Origin of the sequence: Nonomuraea sp. NPDC049141, assembly GCF_040648415.1 — a bacterium.
In the GTDB taxonomy this organism is placed as follows: Bacteria; Actinomycetota; Actinomycetes; order Streptosporangiales; family Streptosporangiaceae; genus Nonomuraea.
The window spans coordinates 33,059-59,338 of record NZ_JBEZDR010000035.1 but is presented as its reverse complement, the minus strand read 5'-3'; the positions used below and the strand labels follow the sequence as shown (position 1 = coordinate 59,338).

Here is a 26,280-nt window from a genome sequence, read left to right as displayed (position 1 = left end):
GAACCACTTTGTACGCCCACCACCCCTCCCGCCTGCCTTCATACGCTTGTCATCCCAGGTACGACGGGTACATCTCAGACAGACAACCACGCCCTTCCGCCAGACCCATCTGAACGGACATTCAACCTATACGGCCGGCGCCGGGACGCGTGATCTACCGTGGGCCACCCGTTCGACATCCAGACGGACGCTGCGACAGTCCCAGGCAAGCAACTACCGCACAACTCACGCGCGCATCAACGCGCGCTCGGCTTCATGACATGCCTCATAGATGGCAGCCGGGCCTGACAAGCACCATCGTCAGCGAACACATCAAGCAGGCCACCCCTCCCATGGCCCGGCATCTCCTCCCTCAATTACCTCCTGCCTCCCGGACATCTCCTCCCCCTCATCCATCTCCCGCCCGGGCCTCCGCTTATGCTCCCGACACACCTCCCAAAGCCACGTATCCACCCACTCCCCCGCACACACCCGCTCCTTATGCACAGGCTCGGCCGCACGCCGCTCCACAACAACAGGCGCAGAAGGCACCTCCACTTCCTCCTGCTTCGGCGGCTCCGGCGCGGGCGCGACAACCCGCACAACCGCCGGCACCACTCCCTCGTACCACCGCTCAGGCCGAGCAGGCGCAGGCACCAAAACCGGCTCAAACGCCATCCGAGCCACGACGTCAACCGGCATCCCCTGCTGCGCCGCCGCCCGCTCGTACCCGGTGAGCTCCCCCGCCAACAACCCCCCAGCGAGGATCCCCGGCGCCGACACAGCCGCAATCAATACAACAGGCCGCCTACGCACCTGACTACGTCGCCTTCTGGTCACGGACCCGACGCTATCTACGCGGGACGAGCAACAATCTGATCGCTTGCCATGCCTTTACTGCAGCTCAGAGCACCCATGACCAACCCCACCAAACTCACCCCCGCCCGACGTCCCACGCACTGCCGTAGTTTCGCTAGGCTTACGGAGTCCGCCTCCGTAGCTCAGGGGATAGAGCACCGCTCTCCTAAAGCGGGTGCCGCAGGTTCGAATCCTGCCGGGGGCACCGATCACGACCAGCAGAGATGAGCCCCTGACCAGTGGGAACGCCAGTCAGGGGCTTTGTTGTGTATCCGGTTGTGTCCGGCTGTCACCGATCGTTTGCGGCTGGTCTTCCCCAATGCCTCCCCACGCGATCACCCGTCAAGGGCATCGGAGATCCGGCGCTTGGCGGCCTGGTCCTGACCGACGATGCACTTCGCGTAGATCCGCAACAGCACGTCAACGCTGTGGCCGGCCCACGCTGCGACTTGAGGCGCGGGAACACCCGCATTGAGCCAGGTGGACACGCAGGCGTGGCGCAGATCGTACGGTCGTCCGGCCAGTGGGGAGGCGAACTCCTTTTCTGTCAGGGCTGTTTCCCGTGCGGCCTTCCATGCGCGCCGGTAGGTGATGAACGGCAACTCACCTCCCTGCACCCCGTAGAACAGTCGCTCTCCAGGGCCGTCGCTGAACTCTGCCAGATGGGCACGGAGGATTCTGACCAGCGGTGGTGAGATAGGCACGGGTCGAATGTGCCCCTCAGCACGGTGCTTGAGCGCGCGTTCCTCGCGCGCCGTTCCGTTGTCGGTCCAGGCTCGCCCGGCGTACGGCGCAGCTTTGAGCAAATGCAGTTCTCCCCACGCGTCGGCGGGTTCTTCAAGCTCGCCGGTCTCCGGATTCTTGACCCGAGGCGGGAGTGAGACGTTGTCATGGCGCAGGTTGATGGCTTCTTCCGGACGTAGAGCCGCGTAGTACATAAGCCCGAAGAAGGCAACGAGTCGTTTGCCGCTCGGCTTCTGTACTTCCACAGCGGCGAGCAACGCTTTGGCCTGTGCATGGTTGACGACACTTCTCCGGTCTACCTCGTACGTGCTGACGGGCGGTTTCCATTTGAGGGTCTTGAGTGGGTTTTCCGGGAGCAGTTTCAGCTCTACGGCGTAATCGAGAGCGTTGGAGAGCAGCATTCGATGCTTGCGTACGGTATTGGCGGCGGCGCGGTTGCCGTCCACGAGCGAGGTTGCCGAGTCGAGAAGGTCGCGTACGAGTCCGGCGTCATCGGTAAGCGCGGAAACGGGCTTGGTGTTGGCGGTAAGCCAGCGCAAGGCGGCGGCGGCCTCCTCGGGTGCCTCGCTACGCTGTTTGGTGTTGTAGCCCCAGCGGTGCATTACCGAGCGGAGCACGCCGTCTTCGGGCTTGCCGCGCGTCGTGATGTACATCGCCGGTGTAGCTGCTGTGAGAGCCCGCGCGATGTCTTGGCGGTATTTCGCGGCAGCTCCCTTCCACTTCATATCCACGAATTTGGCGGCGAAGTCGTACCAGCTCATCTCAGGCCGTTCAGTGCGGTTCCAGCTCACGGGTTCACCAGTGAGCAGGCTAAACGGCTCTCCGTCGCGGGCAGCGGTAAGCAGCTTGCTTCGATAGGCATCCGCCTGAGCGCTCTTTTGAAAGGTCTTACGACAGCGCTTATCGGCGGTGAGCCACTCAACCCGATAGGAGGTGACCTTGCCGGCCGCGTTCTTGCGGGCCTCGGTCTTGAAGACTCGTACGTCATAGGTGGTGTTCTTCATCAGGCGGCGTCCTGTCGGGCGTTCAGCCAGTTGTCGAGGTCGGCGCGGCGGATGCGGAGTGAGCCGTTGGGCAGGGTGATGCAGCGCGGGGCGCGGCCTTTCTGGCGCCAGTCGTAGAAGGTGGATCGGGAGACCTGGAGTTCGGTGCAGACCTCGGGGAGGGTGAGCATTGCGGCGTGCAGGCGGGTGACGGTAGCCATCTGGCGCGTTCCTTCCGGGCGTGCGAATCGGTGCGGGAACGGGGGCCTCGGGCGTCGTGGTGGCGGCTTTCGCCGAGGCCGTGTCAGGGTGCGCAGGGGCCGGTTTGAGGGGGGTAGCCGTACCAGCCGTACCAGCCTCGTTTTGCCTGGTCAGGGCTGGTACGGCTTTTTTGGTGGTACGGCTTAAGCCGTACCAGGGGTGCAAGCCGTACCGCTTTGACCTGCGGAATTGAGGCTGGTACGGCTGGTACGGCTTCCCCTGGAGATGTGCACGACGTCGCCTTCTTGGGCGGGCTCGTGGGGCGGTCTGTCGCCGTCCGGGGCGGGGTCGAGAGCGGGGCAGTAGCGCGCCCAGGCGTCGGCGAAATCGGCGCGTTGGTAGCCCTTGGCCTGACCGGTCGGGGGTGGGAAGCGGATTGTGGTTGAGCGGATGTCGTATTCGCGTAGCAGGGTGCCGAGTTTCATCGCGGTCAGGCCGGCGGGTCCGTGGTCGGCCCATTCGCTTTCGGGCTCGGCCTTGAGCCGGTCCAGCAGGATGGCGGTGGGCAGGGCGGTCTTGTCGCCGAATGCGGTGCGGCAGTCGGTGAGCAGTCGCAGGCGGGGTGAGGTGTGGCCGTTGTCGTCGGCCTCGGCGGTCAGGGCCAGGGCGGCGGCGCGGGCGCGGTCGGGCCAGGGGCCGCCGGCGTGGTCGGCGATGATGACCAGGGGTTCCCAGGTGTCGGCGGCGCGGTCTTCGACGGGCATGGCGGGTTCGGCTTCCTCCAGGGTGGTCAGGTCGGGGCGGAGCCAGGCGGCCAGGTCGGCGGCCAGGCGGCGAAGGGGCAGGCGGTCGCGTTTGTGTCGGTAGGGGGCGGCGCTCTCGCCGGGGGCGCGGCGGCGCATGCGGATGACGATGGCGCGGTCTTCGATGGTGTCGGGCATGGCGCCGATGCCGGCGAGTGCGGCCATGGCGAAGGTGGGGATGGACTCGACCCGGTTGGCGTTGGCGTCGTAGCGTTTGGCCGGCCGGTTGCGTTGGTGGCCGGCGTTGAGCAGGCCGCGGAGGTCTTCGTGGCCGTCGGCTTTGGCGCCGAAGATGGTGTCGGCCTCATCGACCAGGATGGTGGGCGGGTCGTCGGTGATGGAGCGGTAGATGGCCGCCGAGCTGGAGTTGACGGTGATGAACGGGTCGTGGCAGGTGGCTTCCACGATGTCGAGTAGGCGGGATTTGCCGCAGCGCTTTTCGGGGCCGCGGATGACCATGCGTGGCGCGTGCGCGAGTGCGGGTTGGGCGTGGGTGGTGGCGATCCAGAGCGTGACGGCGTCGGCGGCCTCGGCCTTGGGCAGGATGACGTAGCGGGTCAGGGCGGCGCGAAGCTGGTCGAGTAGGGCCGCGCCGGGCGGGTGGTGGTTCATGACGGGGGCCTCCCGAGGGCGGGTTAAGCGGCGGCAAGGCGGCGGGGTCGGCGGGCGCCGTGCCGTAGCCCGGAGGCGACGGTTCGCACGGCTTCGCCGCGGGATAGTCCGAGCGCGACCCCCCCCTGTTCAAGTAGCTCTTTGACCTGCTGTTCGGGTAGTGCGCCGCCGGCGATGAGTTCGCCGAGGGCGGCGGCGGCGCCGAATACGGCGCGGTTGCGCTGGCCGTCCTGGGCGGCGGCCAGGTGCGCGAGCTCGCGGTTCAGGGCGGCGCGCAGGTAGGCGGAATGGTGGCTGTCGGGGATGGGGACGTCCACGGGCCGTTTGGCCGGTATCGGGGCGGGTTGGAGCGGCTTGAACAGGGCGGGGGGCAGCGTGGCGGGCGCGGTGGTGTGCTGCACGGTGTACGGGCCGGCGCCGTCTGGCAGGGTGACGAAGCTGCCGGGGGCGACGACGTATCCGCCCCAGGCACGGGTGTCGATCAGCCATCCCAGGCTGCCATTGGTGCTGGGCAGCCGGATGCTGGGCGGCGCGGTGTAGTACAGGTGCAGGCCGCCGCGGCGGGTGCGGACCTGGAGGGTTTCCATTTCCAGTGGGGCGCCGGCGCGCTGGCAGAGCAGGGCGAACACGTCCGCGCCGTCGCAGACGCCGGGCAGGTCCCATTCCTGGGGCGGGCGCTGGCCGGGCTTGGGCACGTCCAGATCGATGACGATCAGGCCGGCGGGTCCGGTGGCGATGCCGACGTTGTAGGGGGCGCGCTGCCACCAGGCGCGGATGCGGTCGGGGTCGAGGGTGGCGCGGGCCTCCCAGGTGGTGAAGCCGCGCGGGGGCGCCTTGTCGCCCACAGCGAGGGGGAAGACCGGCCAGCCGCGGGCGGCGGCGGCCAGCGCGCTGCGGGCGAGGTTGGCGGTATGGCGGTTGCTCATGCCGCCACCTCCTCCATGGGGGCGGGTGGGCACGCGGTGTGGGCGGCCTGGCCGATGTGGCGGGTGTAGGCGGGTGGGATGGCTTCGCAGACTTCGCGGATGGTGCGGGTCCAGGGCACGCGCATGACCTCGGCGGCCTTGGCTCGCCACGCCTCGGAGTGTCGGCCGCCGGTGATGGTCATGAACTGATCGGCGGCTGGTAGGTAGCCGTTGCGGACGCAGCGGGCGACATGCTCGGGGTGTGGGGGCGCGGTGAAGGTGAACCCGCCGCCGGCCTCGAAGGCGCGATGCCGATAGACGCGGAGCCCGAACATCGCCCCGCACAAGATCATGGGGTTGATCAGTGGGGCCTGAATGACGTTCTCGATGACGTAGGGCCGGCCGACCTGGCGCAGCGCCGTTCGGGTGGCCGGGATCAGGTCCGGGTAATCCTTGTGGTTGTAGGCGTTGAGCGGGGAGTGCCCCTGACAGGGCGGGGAGGTGTGGATGAAGTCGAAGTCGCCACCGTGCGCGTGGAGGTAGTCGAGGGCATCGCCGCGCACGAAGGTAAAGGGGTAGTGGGGCTGAGGGGCGATGTCCACGCCGGTCACCTCGAACCCAGCCAGGTAGTAGCCCATGCCGGCGCCGCCGGCGCAGCAGAACAGATCCAGCACGCGCCGGCCGTTCGACTCGCGCTCGGGCAGCCATGCCGGCCGGGCCGCGTGTGAGGTTTGGTTAGCGACTGCCATGGGAGGCCCGCCTTTCGGGTTGCCACTGGCCGGTTCCGTCGCAGTGGCGGCACCACCAGACGTTGTAGACCTGGGCGGTTTCGTTGCTGAGGGCGTCCACGGGCGTGCCGGGGTGGACGACCAGGGATAGGCCGGCCCAGCCCAGGCGCAGGGCCACCAGATGGCCGGAACCTGTTCGGCGCCGCGGGTGACAGTCAGGGTGCCGTAGCCGGGAAGGCGCACGGCGTGACCGGGCCGCAGGTCGATGACGCGGGCGGGGACGGCGGGCGGGGGCGGTGCCGCCGCAGGTGGCGCGGCTGTGTGAGCGCGGTGGCGGGGGTGGGTGCGTGTGGCTGACATGCTGAAGTTGCCTTCCTTTTGCTGGTTGAAAGGGAGCGGGCGGCCTCGGCGGTGTGCTTGGCGGCTGTCGCCGAGGCTGCGGAGTCCCCCGGAGGAGGGGGCTAGAACGGCGGCTTGCGGGCGGCCTCGTGCCGGAGCGTGTCGGCGACGTCGACTCGTAGAAGTGGCCGAGAAGGTAGGCGATCAGCGCTTCCACGTCGCCGGCCGCAGCCTCGTCTGCCTCGGGGCGGAAGGTGGCGTGCCAGTCGCGGCCGGGCTAATGGCTGTAGCAGGGCTCATCCTGGACACAGCCGTCGGCGATTTCCGCGGCGATCCGGCGCGGCAGGCCCCTGAGGTTCCCCCGTGATGCCGAGTTCGCCGGCGAGGGTCATCATCCGGTCTAGGGAGCCGTTGAGCCTGGCCATGCTGAGGCTGCGGGTCTGGACTGTGCTGGTCAGGAAACGCGGACCAGACGCGAGGACAGGTCTTCCAGGTGCGCGCGCATGGCGGTCTCGACGGGTACCGGTGAGCTAGCCAGGGCTACCAGGGGTCGAGCGGCCAGGAGGTAGGGGATGGCGAGCATGTGGCGCCGCCCTCGCCCCCTCACCGCTGCCGGGCGGTGGCCTGCCAGTCGGCCCTTCGTTCAAAAATCATGCCCTGCTAGATAGACGTTTCGCCGGCGTCGCTCGAGTACCTATGTAGTGGCCTGCGCAGGAGAACGGAGGATCAATGCTGATGGAGCACTGGTCTTGGATCGTAGGCGCGTTGCTCCTTCTCATCGCCAAGGGCACCGTAAGGATCATCGTCGAGATAGCCCTCCGCCGCACGAAAGAGATGATCGCTGCAGGCACTCGTAAAGGAAACTGCACGATCGACTACCGCGCCGATGGATCCTTCTTTATAACTGGAGATGTGCAGGATGTCGCCCAGATATTCGATCATCTCAGACCAGCCCCATCGGTGGAGCCTCCCGCAGAGCCGGTCCGGTGAAGTGGCGAAATGGTGTTGCATGATGAGGAATTCGGCGACTTTTACCATACACACTTCAGACGCGCCGTCGGTTTATTCTTCCTGCTTTACGACGATCGCAGGGATCTCGAAGAAGATGTACAGGAAGCCTTTTTAGCGATGTTTCAGAAATGGGAAGATCATGCTGCTACACCGAATCCTGAGAGATGGAAGTATCTGGTAGGAGTAATAATGAACAAGAGAAAGGATAGATATCGCCGAAGTAGGATTCATCAGCGGGTACTAAGTTTCCTTAGGATGCGAACCGCTAGCGCAATCGTCCATGTCGAGACCGAGGTTCTCGCCAATGAAGCGGTCACGGCAATGCTTGACCTTCCTCCTCAGCAACGATTAGTCGCCATTCTTCATTGGATAGACGGTCTACCTCTAGCAGAGATCGCCGAGCATCTAAACATATCTCCGAGTACGGCTCGAACTCATCTCGCAAAGGCTCGATCGGCGCTCACGGAAAGCCTGGGAGAGTCCCGACTCGATGTTGCAGAAAGCGGGTAGCCATGAACGATGGACAGCCCGAGAGAGGCGCATTGGGTCCAGAATCCATTGCGCGTTCCGCCCTTTCTCATGTCGACAATCACCTTACTGTGGACACTGACGCGGGCCTCCGAGACATCCACCTGCGCGCTAGTAAACGCTCCAGGTGGCACCGTATTTCTGCTACTGTCCCCCTAATGGTTGAGTTCATCGCTGACTCACCCAAGGAGATACTGGCAACTTTCCTAAGCGTGGTGGCGGCCATCTTGGCGGCCATCTTGATCGGGTCGCCTACCGTGCAATATGTGGGCGATGAAAGCCCGCCACAGAACGCACCCATATACACTTTCCCTTATTTTGATTCTATCAAGGTGAGTAGCTCATCTGGCTGGAGCAGCCAGGAGCCGCGATGGTATACATCAATCAATAATGATAGGCGATGGATCAAGTTGGGTATGCCGCGCGAGAATAGCCGCGTGAATCGCTCTATGTTCCTCCGACTTGAAGTATTGGAGGGAAGCCCTGATGCCTCCTGCGCATGGAAAGTTTCAGGCAAGGGCTTGACCCCCTATTCGGGCGTGAGCACCATCGGAGCACCCGTGGACTTCGATATGAGCCAGGTTCGTGCCGACAAGAACGGCGTCAAGACCGTCCTGGTGGAGGTATACGGGTCCGGGACCTGGCTTGCCAGGTGCTCGGTTGGGGTGGATTTCTAACGGCGACGTGCGAGGATCGCAGCCCTGCTGCCAGCGGGCCAAGTCCTCGGGGAGATGCGGGCGTACCCTTCCCATATCCCGCAGCTGGCGTAGCGGCCCGCGCCGCAGACGGGTGCTGGCCGGGCTTGGGCAGGTCGAGGTCGATCACGACCAGCTCGGAGGGGCCGCAGGCGATGCCGATATTCCAGTCGGCTCGCTGCCATCAGGCGTGCAGGGTGGCCGGGTCGGTGGTGGCATTGCGCTCCCAGGCGGTGAATCTGCGGGCGGGGTACTTGCCGCGCGGGGGGACGGGAAGACGGGCCACCCGCGCCGAGCGGCGTTCAGGGCGGCAGTGTGCAGGTCAGTCATGGCAGGGCCTTTCGGGTCCGCGGTGCGATGGGGTCGAAAAGGCTTGAGCAGGGCCGGCCGTCCCCCAACTGGTGGCCTTGTCGGATGGCTGGTAGGGCCACCAGTTGGGGACAGCCGGCCGGGGATCAGATGTGGAGCGGTGCGCTGCGGGTCATGCCGCGTGTGCCGTGTCCTGGTCGGTTTGCGCGGCGGGCAGGTGGCCCCAGTGGGTGCCGAGTACGGCGGCGTCGGCCATGATGGGCACGCCCTGGAAGGTGGTCGTCATGGCCTCCTGGAGGGCGACGCGCAAGCACTCGGCATCGCGGTCGGGGGCCTGGATGATGACCTCGTCATGCACGAACAGCCACAGCTTGGCCTCGGGGTGGGCCGTGGCGAAGCTGTAGACGGCGGCCAGCAGCAGGTCACGGGCGGTGGACTGAATCATGTAGTTGCCGTTGGCGTAGCCGCGTGCGGGATCGGCGGGGATGTGCCGGCCGCTCGGCGTGGTCACGGTGGTCTGGTGGGCGAGGCGTTTGGTGTAGGCGATCACGCGGGGGTAGGTGGACTGCCACCGGTCGATGACCTGCCGGGCCACGTCCGGGGTGACGCCGGTCTGTGCTGCCAGCGCGGCGGCGCCGCCGCCGTACAGGGTGCCGAAGGTGCACCGTTTGGAGATGGTGCGCTGTTCGGCGGTAAAGTGCTCGCCGTACATGAGGGCGGCGGTGGCGTCGTGGATGTCGGTCCCCGAGGCGATGACCCGTTTCAGCGTCGGATCATCGGACAGGGCGGCGGCCACTCGTACCTCTACTTGGGAGAAGTCGCAGGAGATCAGCACGTGTCCGGGGTCGGCTTGGAAGCAGTGCCGTAGCCGCGGGTCGTGCTTTTTGAGGGTCTGCAACGCCGGTCCGGTGATGGACATGCGGGCGGTCTTGGCCCGCAGGGTGTTGATCTGCGGGTGTACCCGTCCGTTGCGGTCGGCGGCGCGCAGGAACCCGGTCAGGTTGGCGATCAGGTTGGAGGTGCGGGCCATGGTCAGCCGGGCGGCGGCCAGCTCTGCCACCTCGGCCGGTAGCGCGCCGGCGTACCGGCCGGTGAGGGTGGTGAGTGTGTCAGCGGTGATCTGGAGGCGGCCGGTCGGGGTGCGCGGTAAGTCGGTGATGCCCGCCGCGATGAGGTGGCCGTCCAGCCACGCGGCGAATCGGGGCGAGCTGCCGGGGAAGCCGAGCGCGTCGCGGATGCGGACCTCGGCGGTGGTGTGCTCGCGCTGGATCTGGTCGAGTAGGGCGGTGGTGTAGGGCCGGTCCAACAGCAGGCCGCGGATGGTGATGGCGGTGGCGCGGGCGGCGAGCCACTGTTCCATCCGGACTAGGTGGGTGAAGTCGAGGCAGTGCCGCAGTAGGACGGGCAGCAGGCGGCGCACGTAGATGGCATCCAGGCCGGCGTAGACCACGTACGTTTCTTCGGTGGTGGGCAGGTGGTTCCAGCCCCAGGTGAGCCAGGCGTTGCCGGCGCGGTGGCCGGGCGGGGCCAGCGCGCGCATCCGGGCATGCAGCGCGGCTTCGGCCTGTTGGAGTCCGTCGTCCAGGTGGCGGCCGGTCAGTTCTTTGAGTCCGTGGCCGGCGCGTTCGTCGGGGTCGATGAGTTTGGAGATCAGGTGCGTGTCGATGACGCGCTGACCGAGCGCAATGCCGAAGGTTGCCCAGATGGCCAGCGGGTCGTAGGTGGTGTGGGTGACGAACCGGCGCGCGGGGTCGGCGAGCACGGCACGGATCGCGGCATGCTGCGCTGTATCGGTCGGGTCCAACACCCACGCATGGTCAGGTGAGGCGAACTGGACCAGCCGCACGGTAAAGGTGGGGTCGAACTGGCGGGGGCCTTTGTCGTCGATGGCGCTGGTCTCTACATCCAGTCCCAGCATCGCTTCCGCGGCGGCGAAGTGGCCGAACGCGGCAGCGTCGAAGCCGGCGGGGGTGTGGATGGTCATGGCGTGCCCGTCGTGCTTGCGCACGTAGCAGGCGGGCGGGCTGGTCGAGGTGGTGGTCATCGGGCCTCCGTAGCGTGGCAGTGCGGGCAGGTCCACAGCACCGGAGCGGCGGCGGGCAGCACGGCCGGGCGGTGGCAGGCCGGGCAGCGGGCCGGCTTGGGCGGGGGAAGCGCGGCGGCCAGCCAGTCGTAGCCGTCGCCGGTCAGCGCGGCATCGTTGGCGGCCGGGTCGGCGGCGATGAACCGCACGCCCGACACCACAGCCTTGGCACCGGTCGTGTCGGTGACGGCAAACAGGTGCGCCTGGTCAGCGGTGGTCGCGGTGGTTGGTGACATGAGAGTGGGGCTCCTTTCCGGGTGACGCTTCGGGGCGGCGCTGGTCAGGGCCGTACGTCGCCCCGAAGCAGAGGAAACGGAGGGTTAGAACGGCGGCTCGTCGCCGTTGCCGTTCCACTGGTCACCGCGGGCGCCGATGCCGGCGGGCCTGGCGCTGGCCCACGGGTCATCGAATTCGCCAGCTGGCGAGGCGCTGGCGCCCCCGCCGTTGCCGTTGCGCTGGACGTTGCTGCGAGTGGCCTTGACGGGCTTGGCGGTGGCGAAGCGCAGCGACGGGCCGATCTCGTCCACGGTCATCTCCATGACGGTCCGCTTGTCGCCGTCGCTGGTTTCGAAGGTCCGTTGGCGCAGCCGCCCGGTGGCGATGACGCGCGTGCCTCGGGTGAGTGACTCGCACACGTGCTCGCCGAGGTCGCGCCACGCGCTACAGCGCATGAACAGCACCTCGCCGTCCTGCCACTGCTCAACGCTCTTGTCGTAGGTGCGGGCACTGGAGGCGATAGTGAAGCTCGCCACCGACAGGCCGCTCTGGGTGATGTGCGGCTCAGGGTCGCCGGTCAGGTTGCCGATGATGGTGATGGTCGTCTCGCCGGACATGGCAGGTTTCCTTCCGGGTTTCAGCGGGCGGTGAGGCGTGCGGACAGGTGGGCTGCGGTCGCGGTGACGAACGTGAAACCGTCGCTGGTCGGCCGGAACCGGTCCAGCAGGATGCGCCGGGTGGTCCCGCGCATGTCGTGGGTGTCGCCGTGCGTGGCCGGGTCGGCCAGGTCGATGAGGCGCTGCACCTCGTGGGAGTTGGTCAGGGTCGTGCAGATGGCGTGCTGGCCGTCGATGGCGTCGATCAGGACGGTCCGGCCTCGGGCGCGCGTGTCGGCCCAGAGGCTTCCGGGGATGACGGCGTCAAGGCCGTAGATCTTCTTGGGCATAGCAGGTCTGCCTTTCAAAATTCGGGGTCGGACAGCGGGATGGGGCACAGGTTGTCGAGCACGCGGGCCAGGGCGGCAAGCCGTGCGCGGATGCGGCACCGGGTGGCGGTGACGCGACCGGGGCGGGTCATGGTCGGGCGAGTGAGCCAGGAGCCGCAGCGCTGGCATGCGGTGTGAGCGCCGTAGCGGTAGCCGCCGGGAGCCGTCACCGCGGGGACGGTGGCGGGTTGGTGACCGTTGACGTGGCAGGCGTGCTCGGCGGTGCAGTGCGGGCAGCGCCATTGCTGGTCATAGGCGCGCACGTCGGCCGGTTCGGCGTCGGTGGCGCGGCTCCACCCGCAGGCGGCCAGGTAGCCGAGCGCTTCGCCGACGCTGGCGAAGGACGGCAGGTCGTAGGCCGGGCCGCGGATGTCGCAGCCGTAGCACAGCACCTCGATCCGGTTGACGGCGTTGAGGGTATGCCCGCGGCGTGTTGGCGCGCTCATGACGGGCTCCACCCCGCCGTGTCGGTCCATGCCTGCCATTCGCAGGGCCGGTTGCCGATCTCGGCATCGTTGAGCGCGGTCGCGGCGGCCAGGGCGAGCGTGGCGTGAACCTGGGCGGCGGCGATTATGCCGTTGCCGTGTCGAGGGTCGCAGTGGCCGCCCTCGTGGGTTGCGCGATCGATGAGCCGTTCGGCTTCGGCGTAGTGCTCGGGGCCGGTCATCGCGTGCCGTCCCGGTGGAGGCGGCGGAAGTAGACGTAGAGCTGCCAGCCGAGGCGGGGCCGCATGCCGGTGCCCTCGCAGGCGCGGCAGGTGCGGTTCTTGCCGCCGGGGGCGCAGCGGCGGCAGGTGCCCCACGGCGAGACGAGACACCAGCCGACGTAGCAGAGAGTGACGATAGGTAGCCATAGGACTAGTAGGGCGATGGCGGTAGCCATAAGGGCCTCCAGGCCGGTTTCCGAGGTTTGCGCAGGTCAGCGTCTAGACGCTAGGGAGCTGGTAGGGCGTGCTTTCGAGGTCTAGGGGAGCCTCTAGACCTAGAGGGGTGGGCCTCTAGGTCTAGAGGCGATCCAGGGGTTAGGAAGCCGCCCCGGAACTCCGACTCTTGTCACGTTGGGTGACGGCGGTGAGGATGTCGTCGCGGGCGATTCCGATCCGGTTGGCGCCCTTGCCGCCGGCCTCGGGGGTGCCCCACACCTGCATCGTCTTGATGCCGTAGGGCTTGAGTGCGGTGGTGAGTTGGCCGGTCTTGGCGCCGCCCTCCAGCGTTGCCCAGGCGCCGTAGGCGTCGGGGCGCAGGTCGGCCAGCCGGTCCACGACGACCTCGTTCCACACCTTGGCCTCGTTGGCGGGGACCACGGCCAGGATGTCGGCCAGCAGATCAAAGGTGGGGGTGACCTGCTCTGGCACCTGGCCGAGGGCGTGCCCGGACAGGGTTCCAGCGGCCTTGCGCAGGGCGTAAGCGCGGTCGGCGATGCGCTGGGTGGCCGGGGTGTCGAGGTAGGCCGACTTGACCACTTTGGGCATCGTGGTGGCGCCGAGTAGGTAGCCGGTACCGGCGTCGCCGCCCTTGTCCGGGGGGCCGGGCACGAACAGGGTGGCGCGGATGCCGTTCTGGTAGGACGACGTGCCGAGGATCATGTCGTTCTCGGTCTGTCCGGCCACCCGCAGGCAGAACCGGATGGTGACGTTCGCCGAGATGCCGGTGGGCAGGCTGCGCTTGTCCGGGCGCTGGGTGGCCAGGATCAGCACCACCCCGAGGGCGCGGCCGAGTTTGATGATGAACTCGGCATCCTCGCCCGCCTTGGCGCCGTACTCCTCATGGGCGAACAGGTTCTGGCACTCGTCGAAGATGGCCACCAGCGGGTGCAGGCCGAGCGAACGCTTGTCGGCGATTTGCCGGGTGACCTTCTTGTCCGGGCACAGGTCGGCGGGCAGCGTCTTGAGCGCGGCGGCGCGGCGCATCACCTCCTTCTTCAGCAGGGTCAGCGAATCGGCGGCATACGCGATCGCCGCGTCCTCGATGCCGGAGACGTAGCGGTGGCAGTTTTGCTCGTGCGGGTCGAGGTCGCCGGTTCCCTTGAGCTCGTGAATCCACATCTCGGTGGTGGGGTCCAGGGCCGCGCCGGAGGCCAGCACGCGTACCGAGGCGGTCTTGCCCTGGCCGGGCTGCGAGCCGATCAGGATGTTCTGTTCGATGATCGGGACGGTGATCGGGCGGCCTCGCGGGTCGGCCCCGAACGGGATGCCCTTGAACACGTCGTGGCTGGCGGCCTTGACCAGCGGTGACTTCACCACGGTCCTGGATAGGTCCTTGTCGCCCACCCAGAGGATCAGCCTGCCTTCGTGGATGGTGGAATCGCCCTCGGGCCAGATGCAGCCCAGCGGGCGGCGCAGCGCGCCGGACATCTGCTTGCGCTTGTCCATGATGTCGCCGACCGTCACGCCGTACGGCAGGTCGATGTCGGCACGCCAGCCGGGGCCGTCGCGGGTGATCGGGGAGACGAACCGGATGGCGTCCTTGGGGTTCTTGGACATGGCCTGGGTGATGCCGGCGATGCTCAGTGCCATCAGGGCGCGGATCACGATGTCGCTGGTCAGCTTCTCTACGGTGGAGGCCAGCACGGCGCGCTCGATCAGCGGACGGTCGGCGGGCTTGCCGAGGATGCCGAGCGCGGCCAGCGCCACCGCGAGTGCGCCCCACTGAAGGCCGCTCGGCGCGGCGGCCACCATCAGGGCCGCGATCAGCAGCGTGGCCAGCACCACCAGGGCGATCGGGACCCGCAGCCGGACGCGCGAGTCGCGCTGCCGGGACAGTTTCAGGTACGCCTCGGGGTCGGCCTTCTGCACGGTGGCCAGCCGTACCGGCTCGCCTTCCAGGTCGAACGTCCAGCGCACCATGCCGCCGACCAGCCGGGCCAGGCCGCGCGGGGAGCGGAAGGCCAGCCGGCCGGCATACAGCGGCGTGCGGGTGGCCTGGTAGCCGGCCACGTAGGCGTAGTGCTGGCCGACCCAGCCCAGGGTTTGCAGCGCCTCGGCGCGCGAGCGCAGCCACAGCGGCACGACCGGGCGGCGGGTGCGCATCTTGGCTTCCAGCTCGGCGCGCCAGTCGCGATCCTCCTTACCGCCCTGGTCTACCCAAGTGGTCTCCCCTTCCGGGGGCGGACCGTCCGCCACGGCGGGGGCGGGGGCGGTCGGGTCGGGCTCATCGTCGGGGCGGTCCGCCGGGCTGTAGGGGTGGCGGCCAGCGCGGGCGGCCTCCAGATCAACGACCTGCGCCCCCTTGCCGCCGCCCTGCCCGCCGTCCTGTCCGTGCTCAGCGGGGGCGGGGGCGACTTGGTCGGCGATCCACTGGTTGATGTCGTTGTCATCCACCGTGCGTCCATCCTGGTCGGTCCAGGTGGGGCGCGGTGGTTCGGGCTGGTCGGCGGGGTGGAACGGGTCATGCGTCATGATGGGATCACCTCGTGTGCGTTGCAGCGGGCGGGGTGGCAGGGCGCGGACTGGTCTTGGCGGATTGGGCCCGCGCCCTGCGGGTTGGATGCGGTCTGGACTGGGCTTATGAACAGCACGCCGATCGGGTGGAGTTCGGCGAACCGGTCATGGTCGGCGGCGCAGGCCGCACATTGTGGCCGTCTGTCTCGGCTGGTCGTGGCCGGCTGTTCGCACCATTGCTCGACACAGCGCGTGGCCATTACGCCTCTCCCGCCAGTTCGTCGCGCAACCGGGAGGCGGTTTCGGTGGCACAGCCGAGGGCGCGTTGGATCGCGCGGGCGGACGGATGGGCGGGAAGCTGTTCAGCGGTGATCAGAGCGTGCAAGCGCTGACGGTGTGTGCTCTCGGACACGCCGTGGCGCGCCCCTCCGAAGGGGTTGCGATGGTCTTGATGGGAGGTGGCGTTTGCGCTGTACGCCACGACAGTAAGGGGGGTTACTCGATCTTTGTCGCCGTAGTCGAGGTGGGCGAACGCGGCCAGGATGATGGGCAGGGCGGTGACGCTGGCCACGGCCACGATGGGTCCCAGGATGTGCAGGACCAGCGTGGAGACGGAGAATTTGTCGGCGGTCCAGGGCAGGTAGGGCCAGGCGTTCATGCCGAGGGTCAGCCCGAGGAACAGGTACTCGATCCGGATCAGCTTGGGGTCGTTGAGCGGCTGTCCCTGGGTGCCGAGGTAGGCGCGGGCACCCACGACGACCAGCAGGGCGATGGACATGAACGGTTCGACCAGCCATGCGAAGATCCAGCCGGGCGACCAGGTGGGGGCGCCCTCGGCGGCGAAGTGCTGGACGCCGGCGGTGGACCAGGCTAGTGCCAGTGTCAGCGCCAGCATGGCGCCGGTGACCAGCAGGCGGCGCATGCGTGCCGCCTGCCAGGCGCGCATCGCCGGGTCTTGTCCCAGCAGGTGCAGGCGGGCGGCCTCGTGGGCCTTCTTGCGGCGCTTGCGCACTTTGGCCGTGTCCAGCAGCAGCGGCGTGTCATCGTCTTGGAGCGCGGCCAGGGCGCGGGCCTCGGCGACCTCGGCGCGCAACTGCCGTACGCGCCGGGTCTGGCCGTCGTCCAGGTCAACCGGCGCGATCGGCGCGTCCGGCATGTCGGTCGGGTCGGCCGGCGGCGGGTCGATCAGGTGGCGTTCGATCTCGGCCAGGGCGCGGGAGATGTCCTCCGGTCCCGGATCGGGAGTCGGTGTCGCGGTGCTCATGCGGCTTTCCTCCAATCGGTCTTGTGTGCGGGCGCGGGGGCGGGGTCGCCGTTCCACAGGCGGCGTAGCCGGTGAACGGCGGCGATGTCGGGCAGGTCCTTGGGGCGGCGAGCGCGCTGTTTCCAGGCCAGGACGTCGCCCAGGCGCATGAACGGGATGCCGTCGATCAGGTCGGCGGATGCGATCAGGTAGTCGGTCGGCCATCCGGGCGTCCACCGGTCCACGAATTCGATGGCGGCGGTGGGGTGGTTGACGACCAGCCCGTAGCCGGACAGGGCCGGTTGCGGGGCGGCCAGGGTGCGCACGATGTCCCAGGCCGCCCCGCGGGCCACCACGTCCAGGTCACCCATCCGGGCGCGCAGGCCGCGCACGTACAGCGCCGCCGACCCGCACACCACGAAGTCGCCGCGGGGCAGTGCCAGCCGGGCCAGCTCGGCGAACAACCCCGCGGGGTCGGTCAGCAGCATCCGCGGCGCCGAGGGGACCACAGCCAGCCCTCGGCGGTGGCGGGCCGGCGCGGTCGCGGTCAGGGTGGTCATGCCGCCACCCCTCGTGCGGACTCCGTGGCGTGCGCGGCTTCGTCGGCGCAGTCCAGGCAGACGCCGAGGTGGCGCGGCAGCACGTACCCGGCATCACGCAGGCACTCGGGGCAGGTACGGCGGGCGGCGTTCGCCTTGGCCAGCGCGGCGCGCTGCCGCGGGCTCGCGGTCCGCTTGGGCAGCGCGAACCGCACGTCATACAGGTAGGCGGCGCGCACGCCGGGGGCGCCGTGGCGCTTGGAGCGCCACAGCACTTGCGCCTGTACGCCCTGCCCGCCGGGCCGTAGCCCCTCGGCGGTGAGTTGGCGCAGGGTGAGCAGGTGGGCGGGGGCCATCCGCCATGGGTAGGTAGGGATGCCGTAGCGTTCGCCGGCCGGGTCCCAGAAGGCGGCGCGGATGCGAGACATCAGCGCCCCCACCACAGCGAACCGAGGGCGATCGCGGCCAGGAACGCCAGCCACGGCCACAGCAGCAGAAATGCGGTGTTCATGCGGCCACCTCCGGTGCGTGGTCGAGGCAGGCGCCCAGCAGGTGGGCGGCGAAGTAACGGACGACGTCGGCCAGCAGGGGCGTGGCCAGCAGGTCAAGCCACCAGTTCGGTTCGGTTTCCTCGGCCATGCCCATGGCGCGCCGCAGCTCGGCGAAGTCGCCGGGGCGGATGCGGGTCGGCATCGCGTAGGCGATCTCCAGGGCGGCGGCCAGTGAAGCGCGGTCGTGGTGGCCTCGGATGTCGAGGAACCGGCCGTTGGGGGTGATGACGCCCACGTGCGTCCACTCCCAGGCGTGGGTCTCTTCGCGCCAGCGTTCGACCAGGCCGAACGTCCAGCCGGTCGCTTCGTGCAGGGCGGCGGCCAGCAGCCAGCAGTAGCCCCAGGCGAAGAACTCATCGGCGTTGTCATCAACCACGCCGGGGTACAGGGCCACGCTGGTCAGACCGTGGCGGGTGGTCGGCTGAGACGGCATGAACTCCACCGCAACCTCGGCGAACGGGCGGCCGGCGGCGAACCTGGCCAGGTGCGGATAGGTGGTCGCGTCCATTACGCCACCTCTGAACCGGAGCACGCGGACCACTCGACCTCGGCGGCACGAGAGCGCATGCCCTCGTACAGCTCAGTGATCTGGACGTAGGCGTCGATCTCGGCGGGGGTACGCCCAGCCCAGATGCCCGAGGTCGGGCGGACCTTCACGGCGTACAGGTCGCACAGCAGCCGCGCAGGGCAGGTGGCGCACACCTCGCGCGCCACGGCCTCGCGGGCGGCGCGCTCGGCGCTGGTCTCGATCGTGAAGCGCGGGCCGGTGTGCAGCTCGGGGTCGTAGGTGCATTCCGGGGGCGGCGTCTCGCCGTCCACGTGCCACACCGCTTCCAGCTCGGCGAGCGACATGCCGGAGGGGTGGGCAGGGCGGTAGGTCATGATGGGGGTACTCCTTCGGGAGTCGAAAGAGGGGGCGGCTCGTGTCTTGGCGGATGAGGGCCGCCCCCGGCTGATGTGGTGATCACTTGCTCACGGAGCGGATGAACTCGGCGAACTGGTGGGCGCCGGTCGTGATCGTCTGGAAGGCCCATTTGAATGCCAGGGCCGCGCCGTGCGGGTCGGTGAAGACGTAGATGACGACGCAGATCAAAAACAGCGTCGGCAGGAACCGGCCGACGCTCTTAACGGGCTGCATGGGATGCTCCCTTGGCTTGGTGGACCCGGCAGAGCAGCCGGAGCGCCCCGGCAGGGAGTCGAACCCTGCCTGCGACCATCGAGGCGACCTCAAGATGTCGAGGCTCTACTTCCTGAGTCCGAACCGGGTCAGGCGCGCCTGGTAGAAGTCTTCGCAGCCCTGCTTTTCGGCGGCGATATCGCGCCTGGTCTGGCGCGCTTCCTGGCTCTTGCCCTGCCTCTCGTACTCTTTGGCGACGCCCTCCATCTCGCGGATGAGCGGGGTTGTCCATTCGGTCTTCCTGCGTGCCATGGGGGTCTCCTTGTCGATCGGGCCTTGCCTTTCCGGCAAAGCGAGCCGGAGCGCCCCGGCAGGGAGTCGAACCCTGCCTGCGACCATCGGGGCGGTAGAGCGGCCAAGTCAGCCGAGCAAGTCGCGCAGCATCGCCACATGGCCGCGGAACACCTGACCGTCGTAAGAGGTCTTGAGCTGGGCGACCAGGTCGGCGTAGCTGTTTGCGCGCACCCACGCGGCTCGCTTGGCGTCGTCGGCGCCGACCACGGCGGGCAGATCGACGGCGAACACGCCGTAAAGCTTGAAGGTGACGGGTACGGTGACCATCCACGCCTCGTCACTGGCGCGCGGGTCCGGTACGTACCGGGCCGGCAGGACGCGTCGGGAGACGCTGTCCAGGTCCAGGCCGGTCTCCTCTTCCAGCTCACGGACTGCCGCCGCCTCCGGGTCCTCGCCGGGCTCCACGTAGCCGCCGGGAACCGCCCAACCATGGCCGTCCGAGCGCTCCACCATGACCAGCCAGCGGCCGGCCCCGGTGTCGGCGGTGACGATGGCGTCGGCCGCCAACTGTTCGGCCCAGTGGCCGAGTTCGTTGCGGCCGTAGCGGATGCCCGTCTGTTCGCACGGGTTGACGGGGCGACCGTCGATCACGTCGAACGGGATCGCGGCGGCCAGCTGGCGGGTGGACCAGTCGATCAGGGACGGGTCTGTGGTGGGGTCGGCCCACCCTTCCTTGACACCCTCGGTGAACACGTCGGGGTGCGTGTAGGTCCTGTATGTCGTCATGGGTTGGTGTCCCTTCGTGGTACCCCTGAGTCCTTCTCGGGGAGTCGGCCAAAGCGCCCCGGCAGGGAGTCGAACCCTGCCTGCGACCATCGAGGCGGATGAGATCAACGCGCAGGGCATTTCCCCTGCGTAGGCCGCCTTTTTCGGTGGGAGGCGGCGGCCCTTTATGGACTTGTGGCAAGTGGCGAGTGCTCCAGCCCGTCGGCGCGCGGCTTGCGCCGCCTTCCCAGGTCTTCCGGCTGTGCGAGTCGTGCAGGGCCTCTGCACGCCCTTACCGTAAACCGCCCCTGCACGAATCGTCAAGGGGCTCTTTCCGACAAGGGGCGCTTTACGGAAACAGCCCCTGCACGTACCCTGTGGGCATGACCAACGAAGAGGACGACAAGCGGCTGTCCTCAGTGCTCAGCGCGTTCTCCGCAGCAGCGGAACGAGCCGAACGTACGATCGGCACCGACCAAGACCTTGATCGGGCATTCCGGCGGGCTGACGCTGCGAGCGAGCATGTACGCAAGCTGTACGAGGACCTAACGGCTCTGCGATCGCAGATCGCCAAACGCATTTACGACACGGAAAGAGTGAGTCTCAGCGTTCTAGCTGAGCGATGGAGTGTCAGTAAGACGAGAGCCGGGCAAATCATCCGTGCCGCCAAGTCGCAAGGCGAATCCACAGGAGGCGAGAATGGCTGAGACCATGAACGTTCGCGTAGAAATCTGGCCAGTCGTAGCCGACGAAATCGGACTATGGCTTATCAGTGGACTTGACGCATGGCGTAGCGGAAATGTCCCCTACGATCTCGGACCGCGCGACGAAGTGCAATACATCCTAGATGAACACGAAATCGGGGATAAGCTTCAGGTCATCCACTCGACCAGCTGGCGGGCCGACAGCGGCTATGTCATTTTGACCTACATTGCCGCAATTGACAGCCCTGGCCTAGCGCGGAAGGTCTGGCCGGAAGCTGCACCCATTTCGCCGGACCTCGCCGCGCAGGTAGGAAACCCAGCCCCTACCCCGCCGACCGGTGAGCCCATCCCCCGGTACATTGATGTGCTTCTGCACGGCCTGCGACACTTCCGATTTCTCACGCTCACAGACGGGCCAGCTAGGGACGCGCTCGGAGAGGGTTGGAGAAAACATCTCGAAGCATTCGCGCCGGCACTTTCGGGGATGTATGAGTATCCGGACGAACCCATCACAATTGATCCAACCGTTCTGGATCGCTAGCAGGAACACGAAAAGCCCTGGCCATCTCTATGATGTCCAGGGCTTTTCGTACGGTACGGCGGCATGGGTGGCAAAAGGCCCATAACCTTAAAACCTGCTAGTCCAGCCTCTTTCGTCAGCTCTCGGTCGGTGGCTTAATTAGGACTTGATCCTCTAGGTAGCAGTCGCAGTTCCCACACCCTGGCGTCATGACTCACCCCTGCCTCGCCGGTCCCGGTCACCTTTGCGTCACCTTTGACGGTACCGGGACGCTCTAGCGACGACCCTTCCCCCGAAAGCCAGAGTGGTGTTCACCCCACTCCCCGGCGACCTCGTCAAGGCGGGTTGGCGCCGGGCCAGCCGCACCTTCTCGGCGTCCCCCCACCCACAGGCCGCGACCGGCGCTCGAACCCGTCTGGTGCGACTCAAGCCGTGGCACCCCCATCAAGCCGTACCAGGCTGACCGACCGCCAGGCGCATCGCGCTGAGGACTGAAGGGTGCCCCCGATAGCCCACATGCAAGTTTTGCTAGATCAACTGAAGTGCTCATGATAGGGTCCTGGATCATCTCGAAGTCCATCAAGAGAAGGCCAGGTCAGCATGGAGAAGATCGTCCCCCCCTGGGCCGCCGCTCTGTTCGGCGAGGAGGACGCTAATCGGATTCTTGAGGCGATTGTTCTCAGCCTGCTCGCCACCGAGAACGCGATGCTCAACACTCATGCCCAAGCCGAGTCGAAGCACCAGTTCGCAGCGAGCGGCGCGCGAATGACGAATCAGTTCGACCAGTTGGCGAAATACATAGCTGACCTGGAGATTCCGGGCGCGCAGATCATTGACGGGCTGGGCGTCTGGTACAAGCTCGTGATCGTCCACAACGTAGTGCTGTACCCCTACCGGGCAGACAAGAAGGAAAGGGTCAAACCTGGCGGCAAGTGGCCCAAGAAACCGACGCAGATCGTAAAGGAGCTATTCGCCTTCTCCCCTGCACCTTCGTGGGAAGCCCTCAATCTCGACGGGATGGAAAGCGACGATAGGATTGAACTGCGGTCAGCGCTAGCGAAGCTGAAGCCAGCGCCCCAGTTGGTTCTTATCCCTTACGTCATGAACCTCTCAGGTCTCCGGCAAGCATGGTGGGGGCAGGCCGCGCTACTCACCGAAAGTGGTGAACTTGATTGGGTTGGAGAGCCAGCATCGCTACTCCTACCGGTCCGCAAGGCCAAGCCGTCGCAAGGGGCGGAGCAGGCCGCCGGCTTCGACACTGGAGACATGCCCGAGGCGGACATGACGATCAGGCCAGAAGCTGACCGTAAGCGGGATGTTCCGCCATCTGCAGAACGAGAATCTCCCGACGCCGACACTGTCGAGAATGATGAAGGATAACCAACTCTCTCTTCCCGGAATTAATGGGGGCCGTGTCACGCCTAAGGCGGTGTGGGAAGGCTTTGATCCTGCCCGCCTTACACAAGCTCGACACCTTGCCGGGATGACTAAAAAAGACGTTGCGGCAGAGATAGGCGTGTCTCCTGCCGCAGTCGGTCAATATGAAACTGGAAGCACTCGTCCACGCGCTGACCTCATTCCCAGGTTGGCAGAAGTACTTGACGTACCGATTGCCTTTTTTCTGGCTGGAAGGCCACATGGCAAACTGGACTCCTCGATGGCGCATTTCCGTACTCTGCGCTCAACTTCTGGTATGCAGCGAAACAGGTCCCTGGGTTTCGCTGAACAGGTGTGGGAGCTAACCTATGCGCTTGAGAAGAGAGTCCAACTCCCCCTGGTAGACCTGCCAGGCTTCGCTGGCGGAGAGGTTCATCCTGGAGTAGAGCTTTCGCTCGACCCGTTGGAGGCTGCCCGTGAGCTACGCAAATATTGGGATCTGGGAGAAGGCCCAGTCAGACATCTCGTTCGCCAGATGGAAGCGCGTGGAATCGTTGTGGTGACACCAGAACCCGACGAGTCTGCTGCTAAAACGGATGCCTTTTCCAGCGGTAGCTTGCCGAGGCCCCTTGCCGTGTTGACGCCGAATCGCAGTGATGACGTATATAGGCACAGGTTCAGTGCAGCACATGAACTTGGTCATCTAGTTCTACATACAGTGGCGACTGGCGATGCTCGACAGGAACGAGAGGCTGACATGTTTGCTGCCGAGTTTCTAACCCCACGAACAAGCCTTCAGCCGCTGCTGCCTCCCCGGATCGACTTCTCGCAATTGGTGGTCTTGCGGAAGACCTGGGGCGTCTCAGTAAGCTCGCTAGTCTATCGCTACAGAGAATTCGGTCTATTCTCTGATGCAACCATCAGCCGGGCCTATCAGCGGCTGAATACATTGGAGCATCTTCCTGGATTCTCCCCAGAGCCCGTAAGTAGCTATCCGGGCGAACAGCCCTCCATGCTGCGTAAGGCGTTTGAGTTGGCAGAAAGACACGCCGATCTCACAATCACTCGCCTGGCATCCGAGCTAGCTTGGAAGCCCAGCCGCGTTCGACAGTTGCTAGGCATCGCCGACACCCGACCTGTCCTAAGGATTGTTCAATAACCCAGGAAACCCTTAGGGCCGGCGGCGATGTCGATCTCCGCGACCAGGGGCGTGCGGCGGTAGCAGGGGACGCGGACGTCAACGCCCTGGACGGCTCGCCCCTGGTCGCGTAGACCAGCGCGCTGCCGCCGGTCTCGCCCTCCTGTAGCTCCAGACGTGGATAGGTCGTGCTTCCTGCGTGGAGACCCCTGTGCTCAAGATGAGTCTCGCCAAGGGCGCAGCATCAACCGTATCTCGTCCGTTGAGCGGCTCCTTTCGCGCACGCAAAGAGCTGATCATCACAAAGTACGTTGATTCTCTCCCTTGGCCAGCCTCAGTCCAGTATCCTTCCATCCGGCAAGGGAAAGGTGAGCGAACATGACCAAAGAACTCAATAGCGACATGGTGTCCGTCGCCAAGCTGTTTTCGCAAGACTTCTTCTTCCGAGTGCCCGCCTACCAGCGGCCGTTTCTCTGGGATGCCGATAATTTCAGCGACCTAGTTGACGACCTCGCGAGCGCTGACCGAGACGAACCGTATTTCCTTGGGACGCTGGTACTGCACCAATACGCTAAGAATCAATACGACATCGTCGATGGACAGCAACGGCTCACCGCGCTATGCATCTTGCTGGCCTGCCTGAGGGACTCATCGGTGATCTCGCAAGACTCTGATCTCGTTAAAGAGATACATGAGAAAATAATTCAGCCAAAGAGGAAGCTGGAAGGCATCCCCGAAATTAGTCGCGTGACGGTCAAAGATAACGCGGCATTCAATTCCCTCGTTGGCAAGATAGGCGGAGCATCCACACCCTTCGCGAAGCAATCAGGATCTCCCGCCGAGCAGCGCTACGAGAAGGCTCGTTCGACGTTCTGGGAGAAGATCGGCGAAATGCCCGAGGAGGAGGTTAGAAGGTTCGCAGAGTTTGTGACAGTCCAGTGTCATATGATCTACCTGTCCACCGCATCCTTCAATGATGCTTTTAGGCTGTTCACTGTCGTAAATGACCGTGGCAAGCAGCTTCGACGCATCGACGTTCTCAAGGCTTATAACCTAGATCCCGCCGCGATAGCGAATGAGTCTGTTCGTGGGCATTATGCCATGCGCTGGGAAGCGCTGGAGGAGCAGCTAGGAGAGAAGAGTTTTGAGGATATCTTTCACCTCCTACGGCTAATATACGTTAAGGACAAGCCTCAAAAGGATCTCTACTCCGAGTTCAGCGAACGAATCCTAGGAAAGTCCAGGATGCCTAGCCGTGGCGTTGGATTCCTGGATGAGCTTGCAAACTACGTCGATCTGTACGATGCACTGTTTGTAGCACGCGACATCCTGGACGACTCAGAAAGCGGCTTCGTTCACGTCAAGTACCAGACTCTGATGACGGGTATGGTGAAGCATTTCCCAGCTTCGGAGTGGAAAGCCTGCCTTCTCTATTTCGTGATGCGCTTCGGCAAGGATATGTTGTACCCCCTAGTCACTACTATCGAGAAGGTTCACCTAGATCACTGGGTGCGCGGCGTAAGGAAAGATGAGCGCTACGGGATTTACACCGACATCCTGAAGCTCATAGCGACGGCGTCATCGGCTTCTCAGGTACTCGATGAAATAACTGTGGATACGGCAGCCATCGAGGCCGCATGCAAAGCGACGAACTTCTATGGTGCAGGGCATGCGAGATATTTGCTTGTACGGGCCGAGATGGTGACTGGCGAGCACGATCACGTACGCGACTTCAATGTTCGCTCCATCGAGCATGTTCTTCCGCAGAATCCCGCAAACGGCAGTGAATGGGTGCAGAGCTTCACCGAGGCGGAACGGGAATCCCTTACAAATGCCGCCGGAAACCTAGTTCTCCTCAGCAAGGCAAAGAACTCTGCCGCTGGCCGAAAGGAGTTTACAGACAAGAAAATTACCTATTTGAAGCCTAGAGTCTCCGACTTCCCAAGAAGCCTACAAGTCGTGCAGTACGACGTGTGGACGCCTGATGTGATTAAGGCGCGTACCGAAGCTTTCGCGTCCCTGGTCCTTGGTGATCTATGAAGGTCCGGTCCTCTTGGTTCTCGCCAGTACGGGTAGAGACGTGACGCAGAGGGGTCGATCCAAGCGGCCTCATGCCGGCGGGGTGTACAGACACACTCAGAGGGCCGTTCGCCAGGCGCCACGTCCCGTGCGCCCAGGAGGGACGACAAGGCGCCAGAATGGCGTTCAGCCTTGATCGTTCCCCAATGTCTCCCCCGCTCCGCATCAGAAATTCCACCCTCGGCAACTTATTGCAGGTCAGAGATGCCATAGGGCCATTGTGCGGGCCGCTCTCCTAAAGCGGGTGCCGCAGGTTCGAATCCTGCCGGGGGCACTCTTCTCCACCAGGCTTTTCGCCCTCTGACCTGCGGTTTCTTAGCCGCAGGTCTTCTGCTTTCCAGGCCCTTGCTAGGCCGCCGAGGGCACCCACGTGCAGCCGTAGGACCATGATCCAGGGATATGGTCGGGATGATCTTGGAGACGTTTCCTCAGTTCAGACAGAGATACGAGGCCATCTAAGGGCCGCGACGCTCACGGTCACTCCTTGACCGGCCGCCTGGGGTGGAACGGGCACACAGGTAGACCGCAATCGGAAGCACTATCGGGTTGAACCGCCCTCAGGGCGATGTGCGTACATATCATCGAACCCCCGCCC

Annotated in this window: 30 protein-coding genes and 2 tRNA genes; 9 read left to right on the top strand and 23 right to left on the bottom strand. The window is 65.8% G+C overall.

The window, feature by feature from the left end; all coding sequences use genetic code 11:
* Window positions 1-969 precede the first annotated feature (969 nt).
* A tRNA-Arg gene (locus AB0B91_RS59745) sits at window positions 970-1,042 on the top strand.
* 130 nt (window positions 1,043-1,172) lie between these two features.
* Here the strand turns inward: AB0B91_RS59745 and AB0B91_RS59740 are convergent.
* From AB0B91_RS59740 to AB0B91_RS59715, 6 genes are all read right to left on the bottom strand, one after another.
* The gene (locus tag AB0B91_RS59740; RefSeq protein ID WP_358341205.1) at window positions 1,173-2,585 is read right to left on the bottom strand and encodes a tyrosine-type recombinase/integrase; all 1,413 of its coding nucleotides are present in this window, start codon (window positions 2,583-2,585) and stop codon (window positions 1,173-1,175) included.
* Entirely contained in the window at window positions 2,585-2,785 is a 201-nt protein-coding gene (locus tag AB0B91_RS59735) for a helix-turn-helix domain-containing protein (RefSeq protein ID WP_358341203.1), read from the bottom strand. Before AB0B91_RS59735 ends, AB0B91_RS59740 begins: the two co-directional genes overlap by 1 nt.
* A gap of 183 nt (window positions 2,786-2,968) precedes the next feature.
* The gene (locus AB0B91_RS59730; protein ID WP_358341201.1) at window positions 2,969-4,180 is read right to left on the bottom strand and encodes a DUF3631 domain-containing protein; all 1,212 of its coding nucleotides are present in this window, start codon (window positions 4,178-4,180) and stop codon (window positions 2,969-2,971) included.
* Window positions 4,181-4,203: 23 nt separating this feature from the next.
* Window positions 4,204-5,106: a bifunctional DNA primase/polymerase gene (locus AB0B91_RS59725; protein ID WP_358341199.1), complete on the bottom strand. Its 903-nt coding sequence runs from the start codon at window positions 5,104-5,106 to the stop codon at window positions 4,204-4,206.
* Window positions 5,103-5,834 carry a DNA cytosine methyltransferase gene (locus AB0B91_RS59720; protein WP_358341197.1) on the bottom strand — a complete coding sequence of 244 codons (732 nt, stop codon included), beginning with the start codon at window positions 5,832-5,834 and terminating at the stop codon, window positions 5,103-5,105. Before AB0B91_RS59720 ends, AB0B91_RS59725 begins: the two co-directional genes overlap by 4 nt.
* 1,044 nt (window positions 5,835-6,878) lie before the next feature.
* A complete protein-coding gene (locus tag AB0B91_RS59715; protein WP_358341195.1) occupies window positions 6,879-7,094 on the bottom strand; it encodes a hypothetical protein in 216 nt (71 codons plus the stop codon).
* A 57-nt stretch (window positions 7,095-7,151) separates the two neighbouring features.
* Between AB0B91_RS59715 and AB0B91_RS59710 the strand changes: the two genes are divergently transcribed.
* Both AB0B91_RS59710 and AB0B91_RS59705 read left to right on the top strand, forming a co-directional pair.
* Window positions 7,152-7,673, top strand: a complete 522-nt coding sequence (locus tag AB0B91_RS59710; RefSeq protein ID WP_358341193.1) for a sigma-70 family RNA polymerase sigma factor — start codon at window positions 7,152-7,154, stop codon at window positions 7,671-7,673.
* Between the two features lie 176 nt (window positions 7,674-7,849).
* Window positions 7,850-8,368: a hypothetical protein gene (locus AB0B91_RS59705; protein ID WP_358341191.1), complete on the top strand. Its 519-nt coding sequence runs from the start codon at window positions 7,850-7,852 to the stop codon at window positions 8,366-8,368.
* Here the strand turns inward: AB0B91_RS59705 and AB0B91_RS59700 are convergent.
* The 17 genes from AB0B91_RS59700 to AB0B91_RS59620 form a co-directional block, all read right to left on the bottom strand.
* Window positions 8,295-8,543, bottom strand: a complete 249-nt coding sequence (locus AB0B91_RS59700; protein WP_358341236.1) for a hypothetical protein — start codon at window positions 8,541-8,543, stop codon at window positions 8,295-8,297. The genes AB0B91_RS59705 and AB0B91_RS59700 overlap by 74 nt on opposite strands.
* Before the next feature lie 324 nt (window positions 8,544-8,867).
* On the bottom strand, window positions 8,868-10,739 hold the full coding sequence (locus AB0B91_RS59695) for a DNA polymerase (protein ID WP_358341190.1): 1,872 nt from the start codon (window positions 10,737-10,739) through the stop codon (window positions 8,868-8,870).
* Window positions 10,736-11,014, bottom strand: coding sequence for a hypothetical protein (locus AB0B91_RS59690; protein ID WP_358341188.1), 279 nt, complete (start codon window positions 11,012-11,014; stop codon window positions 10,736-10,738). The genes AB0B91_RS59695 and AB0B91_RS59690 overlap by 4 nt, the downstream gene beginning before the upstream one ends.
* A gap of 84 nt (window positions 11,015-11,098) precedes the next feature.
* Window positions 11,099-11,611, bottom strand: coding sequence for a single-stranded DNA-binding protein (locus tag AB0B91_RS59685; protein ID WP_358341186.1), 513 nt, complete (start codon window positions 11,609-11,611; stop codon window positions 11,099-11,101).
* Between the two features lie 20 nt (window positions 11,612-11,631).
* Window positions 11,632-11,940, bottom strand: a complete 309-nt coding sequence (locus AB0B91_RS59680; RefSeq protein ID WP_358341184.1) for a hypothetical protein — start codon at window positions 11,938-11,940, stop codon at window positions 11,632-11,634.
* 14 nt (window positions 11,941-11,954) lie between these two features.
* Window positions 11,955-12,425, bottom strand: coding sequence for a hypothetical protein (locus tag AB0B91_RS59675; protein WP_358341182.1), 471 nt, complete (start codon window positions 12,423-12,425; stop codon window positions 11,955-11,957).
* Window positions 12,422-12,646, bottom strand: coding sequence for a hypothetical protein (locus AB0B91_RS59670; RefSeq protein ID WP_358341180.1), 225 nt, complete (start codon window positions 12,644-12,646; stop codon window positions 12,422-12,424). The genes AB0B91_RS59675 and AB0B91_RS59670 overlap by 4 nt, the downstream gene beginning before the upstream one ends.
* Window positions 12,643-12,861 carry a hypothetical protein gene (locus AB0B91_RS59665; protein WP_358341178.1) on the bottom strand — a complete coding sequence of 73 codons (219 nt, stop codon included), beginning with the start codon at window positions 12,859-12,861 and terminating at the stop codon, window positions 12,643-12,645. Before AB0B91_RS59665 ends, AB0B91_RS59670 begins: the two co-directional genes overlap by 4 nt.
* 139 nt (window positions 12,862-13,000) lie before the next feature.
* On the bottom strand, window positions 13,001-15,376 hold the full coding sequence (locus AB0B91_RS59660) for a cell division protein FtsK (protein WP_358341177.1): 2,376 nt from the start codon (window positions 15,374-15,376) through the stop codon (window positions 13,001-13,003).
* Between the two features lie 241 nt (window positions 15,377-15,617).
* The gene (locus tag AB0B91_RS59655) at window positions 15,618-16,622 is read right to left on the bottom strand and encodes a hypothetical protein (RefSeq protein WP_358341174.1); all 1,005 of its coding nucleotides are present in this window, start codon (window positions 16,620-16,622) and stop codon (window positions 15,618-15,620) included.
* Window positions 16,619-17,161 (bottom strand): hypothetical protein, encoded by a 543-nt coding sequence (locus AB0B91_RS59650; RefSeq protein WP_358341172.1) that lies wholly within the window; start codon window positions 17,159-17,161, stop codon window positions 16,619-16,621. The genes AB0B91_RS59655 and AB0B91_RS59650 overlap by 4 nt, the downstream gene beginning before the upstream one ends.
* The gene (locus AB0B91_RS59645; protein ID WP_358341170.1) at window positions 17,158-17,568 is read right to left on the bottom strand and encodes an RRQRL motif-containing zinc-binding protein; all 411 of its coding nucleotides are present in this window, start codon (window positions 17,566-17,568) and stop codon (window positions 17,158-17,160) included. Before AB0B91_RS59645 ends, AB0B91_RS59650 begins: the two co-directional genes overlap by 4 nt.
* 79 nt (window positions 17,569-17,647) lie before the next feature.
* Window positions 17,648-18,199 carry a hypothetical protein gene (locus AB0B91_RS59640; RefSeq protein ID WP_358341168.1) on the bottom strand — a complete coding sequence of 184 codons (552 nt, stop codon included), beginning with the start codon at window positions 18,197-18,199 and terminating at the stop codon, window positions 17,648-17,650.
* Complete coding sequence (locus AB0B91_RS59635; protein WP_358341166.1) at window positions 18,199-18,573, bottom strand: WhiB family transcriptional regulator; 375 nt, start codon at window positions 18,571-18,573, stop codon at window positions 18,199-18,201. The genes AB0B91_RS59640 and AB0B91_RS59635 overlap by 1 nt, the downstream gene beginning before the upstream one ends.
* Before the next feature lie 82 nt (window positions 18,574-18,655).
* Entirely contained in the window at window positions 18,656-18,829 is a 174-nt protein-coding gene (locus tag AB0B91_RS59630; protein ID WP_358341164.1) for a hypothetical protein, read from the bottom strand.
* 105 nt (window positions 18,830-18,934) lie between these two features.
* Window positions 18,935-19,120, bottom strand: coding sequence for a hypothetical protein (locus tag AB0B91_RS59625; protein ID WP_358341162.1), 186 nt, complete (start codon window positions 19,118-19,120; stop codon window positions 18,935-18,937).
* A gap of 108 nt (window positions 19,121-19,228) precedes the next feature.
* Entirely contained in the window at window positions 19,229-19,888 is a 660-nt protein-coding gene (locus AB0B91_RS59620; protein ID WP_358341161.1) for an NUDIX domain-containing protein, read from the bottom strand.
* A 362-nt stretch (window positions 19,889-20,250) separates the two neighbouring features.
* Between AB0B91_RS59620 and AB0B91_RS59615 the strand changes: the two genes are divergently transcribed.
* From AB0B91_RS59615 to AB0B91_RS59590, 6 genes are all read left to right on the top strand, one after another.
* Entirely contained in the window at window positions 20,251-20,574 is a 324-nt protein-coding gene (locus AB0B91_RS59615) for a hypothetical protein (protein ID WP_358341159.1), read from the top strand.
* Window positions 20,567-21,112 carry a hypothetical protein gene (locus AB0B91_RS59610; RefSeq protein WP_358341157.1) on the top strand — a complete coding sequence of 182 codons (546 nt, stop codon included), beginning with the start codon at window positions 20,567-20,569 and terminating at the stop codon, window positions 21,110-21,112. The genes AB0B91_RS59615 and AB0B91_RS59610 overlap by 8 nt, the downstream gene beginning before the upstream one ends.
* Window positions 21,113-21,691: 579 nt before the next feature.
* Window positions 21,692-22,471 carry a hypothetical protein gene (locus tag AB0B91_RS59605; protein ID WP_358341155.1) on the top strand — a complete coding sequence of 260 codons (780 nt, stop codon included), beginning with the start codon at window positions 21,692-21,694 and terminating at the stop codon, window positions 22,469-22,471.
* A complete protein-coding gene (locus AB0B91_RS59600) occupies window positions 22,458-23,627 on the top strand; it encodes an XRE family transcriptional regulator (protein ID WP_358341153.1) in 1,170 nt (389 codons plus the stop codon). The genes AB0B91_RS59605 and AB0B91_RS59600 overlap by 14 nt, the downstream gene beginning before the upstream one ends.
* A gap of 357 nt (window positions 23,628-23,984) precedes the next feature.
* Complete coding sequence (locus AB0B91_RS59595) at window positions 23,985-25,646, top strand: DUF262 domain-containing HNH endonuclease family protein (protein ID WP_358341151.1); 1,662 nt, start codon at window positions 23,985-23,987, stop codon at window positions 25,644-25,646.
* 245 nt (window positions 25,647-25,891) lie between these two features.
* Window positions 25,892-25,959: transfer RNA gene (locus AB0B91_RS59590), tRNA-Arg, on the top strand.
* Window positions 25,960-26,280: the final 321 nt, after the last annotated feature.

Excerpts from the sequence above, each read along its gene's own strand:
- AB0B91_RS59740 (WP_358341205.1), bottom strand. The coding sequence starts at position 2,585 with ATGAAGAACACCACCTATGACGTACGAGTCTTCAAGACCGAGGCCCGC.
- AB0B91_RS59735 (WP_358341203.1), bottom strand. The coding sequence starts at position 2,785 with ATGGCTACCGTCACCCGCCTGCACGCCGCAATGCTCACCCTCCCCGAG.
- AB0B91_RS59730 (WP_358341201.1), bottom strand. The coding sequence starts at position 4,180 with ATGAACCACCACCCGCCCGGCGCGGCCCTACTCGACCAGCTTCGCGCC.
- AB0B91_RS59725 (WP_358341199.1), bottom strand. The coding sequence starts at position 5,106 with ATGAGCAACCGCCATACCGCCAACCTCGCCCGCAGCGCGCTGGCCGCC.
- AB0B91_RS59720 (WP_358341197.1), bottom strand. The coding sequence starts at position 5,834 with ATGGCAGTCGCTAACCAAACCTCACACGCGGCCCGGCCGGCATGGCTG.
- AB0B91_RS59715 (WP_358341195.1), bottom strand. The coding sequence starts at position 7,094 with ATGATCGAATATCTGGGCGACATCCTGCACATCTCCAGTTATAAAGAA.
- AB0B91_RS59710 (WP_358341193.1), top strand. The coding sequence starts at position 7,152 with ATGGTGTTGCATGATGAGGAATTCGGCGACTTTTACCATACACACTTC.
- AB0B91_RS59705 (WP_358341191.1), top strand. The coding sequence starts at position 7,850 with ATGGTTGAGTTCATCGCTGACTCACCCAAGGAGATACTGGCAACTTTC.
- AB0B91_RS59695 (WP_358341190.1), bottom strand. The coding sequence starts at position 10,739 with ATGACCACCACCTCGACCAGCCCGCCCGCCTGCTACGTGCGCAAGCAC.
- AB0B91_RS59690 (WP_358341188.1), bottom strand. The coding sequence starts at position 11,014 with ATGTCACCAACCACCGCGACCACCGCTGACCAGGCGCACCTGTTTGCC.
- AB0B91_RS59685 (WP_358341186.1), bottom strand. The coding sequence starts at position 11,611 with ATGTCCGGCGAGACGACCATCACCATCATCGGCAACCTGACCGGCGAC.
- AB0B91_RS59680 (WP_358341184.1), bottom strand. The coding sequence starts at position 11,940 with ATGCCCAAGAAGATCTACGGCCTTGACGCCGTCATCCCCGGAAGCCTC.
- AB0B91_RS59675 (WP_358341182.1), bottom strand. The coding sequence starts at position 12,425 with ATGAGCGCGCCAACACGCCGCGGGCATACCCTCAACGCCGTCAACCGG.
- AB0B91_RS59670 (WP_358341180.1), bottom strand. The coding sequence starts at position 12,646 with ATGACCGGCCCCGAGCACTACGCCGAAGCCGAACGGCTCATCGATCGC.
- AB0B91_RS59665 (WP_358341178.1), bottom strand. The coding sequence starts at position 12,861 with ATGGCTACCGCCATCGCCCTACTAGTCCTATGGCTACCTATCGTCACT.
- AB0B91_RS59660 (WP_358341177.1), bottom strand. The coding sequence starts at position 15,376 with ATGACGCATGACCCGTTCCACCCCGCCGACCAGCCCGAACCACCGCGC.
- AB0B91_RS59655 (WP_358341174.1), bottom strand. The coding sequence starts at position 16,622 with ATGAGCACCGCGACACCGACTCCCGATCCGGGACCGGAGGACATCTCC.
- AB0B91_RS59650 (WP_358341172.1), bottom strand. The coding sequence starts at position 17,161 with ATGACCACCCTGACCGCGACCGCGCCGGCCCGCCACCGCCGAGGGCTG.
- AB0B91_RS59645 (WP_358341170.1), bottom strand. The coding sequence starts at position 17,568 with ATGTCTCGCATCCGCGCCGCCTTCTGGGACCCGGCCGGCGAACGCTAC.
- AB0B91_RS59640 (WP_358341168.1), bottom strand. The coding sequence starts at position 18,199 with ATGGACGCGACCACCTATCCGCACCTGGCCAGGTTCGCCGCCGGCCGC.
- AB0B91_RS59635 (WP_358341166.1), bottom strand. The coding sequence starts at position 18,573 with ATGACCTACCGCCCTGCCCACCCCTCCGGCATGTCGCTCGCCGAGCTG.
- AB0B91_RS59630 (WP_358341164.1), bottom strand. The coding sequence starts at position 18,829 with ATGCAGCCCGTTAAGAGCGTCGGCCGGTTCCTGCCGACGCTGTTTTTG.
- AB0B91_RS59625 (WP_358341162.1), bottom strand. The coding sequence starts at position 19,120 with ATGGCACGCAGGAAGACCGAATGGACAACCCCGCTCATCCGCGAGATG.
- AB0B91_RS59620 (WP_358341161.1), bottom strand. The coding sequence starts at position 19,888 with ATGACGACATACAGGACCTACACGCACCCCGACGTGTTCACCGAGGGT.
- AB0B91_RS59615 (WP_358341159.1), top strand. The coding sequence starts at position 20,251 with ATGACCAACGAAGAGGACGACAAGCGGCTGTCCTCAGTGCTCAGCGCG.
- AB0B91_RS59610 (WP_358341157.1), top strand. The coding sequence starts at position 20,567 with ATGGCTGAGACCATGAACGTTCGCGTAGAAATCTGGCCAGTCGTAGCC.
- AB0B91_RS59605 (WP_358341155.1), top strand. The coding sequence starts at position 21,692 with ATGGAGAAGATCGTCCCCCCCTGGGCCGCCGCTCTGTTCGGCGAGGAG.
- AB0B91_RS59600 (WP_358341153.1), top strand. The coding sequence starts at position 22,458 with ATGATGAAGGATAACCAACTCTCTCTTCCCGGAATTAATGGGGGCCGT.
- AB0B91_RS59595 (WP_358341151.1), top strand. The coding sequence starts at position 23,985 with ATGACCAAAGAACTCAATAGCGACATGGTGTCCGTCGCCAAGCTGTTT.